The 1,251-nt window shown below is 62.7% G+C and carries 1 protein-coding gene; it reads right to left on the minus strand.

Translation table 11 applies throughout. The features are described from left to right. Positions 1 to 1,162 (minus strand): IS481 family transposase (locus B5V03_RS28035; protein WP_129273618.1); only part of this gene is annotated, 1,162 nt, incomplete at its 3' end. Between the last annotated feature and the right edge of the window lie 89 nt (positions 1,163 to 1,251).

Here is a 1,251-nt window from a genome sequence, read left to right on the forward strand (position 1 = left end):
CTGACGGTTGTTCGGACACATCACTGACAGTTTGACCGCGGGTCAAGTCGATTGAGCCGACCTGCCAGCTGGCAAAGAAGACACCGTAACGGCCGTCGCGGTCGAGCGGCCTGACGGCCAGCTGCTCGCCGCAGAAGGCTTGAGGGACTTTCCACATCTGCCCTTTGAAGGCGATGTAGCTCCGGGTCGAGGAGACGGTGCGAACGATCTCCCCGGCGTCGTATTGCACCTTCGGCACACGATCGGGCATGGCGCGAGAGCTCGGCCGGTAGCGATCGGCGGGGATACCCATGCCGAGGCTTTCATGTGGCCGCTCCAGATTGTAGATCGTGCGCCAGTCGTCGAGGGCGCGCTGAACTTCCGCCAGGGTGCGGAACGTGCGCAACGCGAACACTTCTGCTTTCAGGCTGCGATGGAAGCGTTCGTTCTTGCCCCGGCCCTGAGGATGACGCGGCCTGGCATGGACCACTCTGACGCCGAGCTTGAGCAGCCACACCTTCAGCGCAGTCCAGCGAGCGCCGGACGTGTCGCCCCAGGGAGAACCGTTGTCGAGGTAGAAGGCCTCCGGCAGCCCATAGCGTCGGAAGGTGTCGGTCAGGTGCTTCTGCACGTCGGGGCGCTGCTCGTTGGCACATGCCTTCAGGCACAGGGCATAACGCGAGTGATCATCGACCATGGTCAGCGGGTGGCAACGCCTCCCGTCGGCAAGCGGCATGTGCCCCTTGAAGTCCATCTGCCAGAGTTGATTGGGCGCATCCTTCTCGAACCGGTGGCCTGAAGGACTAAGTGCGGCCTTCGCGCTCGGCTTGATCCGCTCGTTCCGGCACAGGATCTGGTGCACTGTAGAGGGGACTGGCACGGTCTGGCCACCGCGCTTCAGGCAATGAGCAATCTTGCGCGCCCCCCAGGCCGGATGCTTGTCACGCATCGCCAGAACCCGCGCCTCGATCTCGGGCACGCTTCGCCTGGGTATGCTTTTGGGCCGGCGGGACTCATCAGCCAGCTCATGGTCTCCAGCCTGCCAACGCCTCAACCATTTGTAGCCCACATCAGGACTGATCCCGAACCGCCGGCACAACTCCCGCCGGTTCGCCCCATCCTGCAAGGCAAGTCGTACGAACTCGCGTCGCTGATCCATTACCGACACCTCGTTCCAGGGCATGGACGGCCTCCCGAATCGACCAATCCAGCCCAGTTTGATGTGTCAGCTATGTCTCCGAACACCTGTCAGTGATCTGTCCGGTCTAAACA

The sequence above is a fragment of the Bradyrhizobium betae genome (genome assembly GCF_004123905.1).
Lineage (GTDB): Bacteria > Pseudomonadota > Alphaproteobacteria > Rhizobiales > Xanthobacteraceae > Bradyrhizobium > Bradyrhizobium betae_A.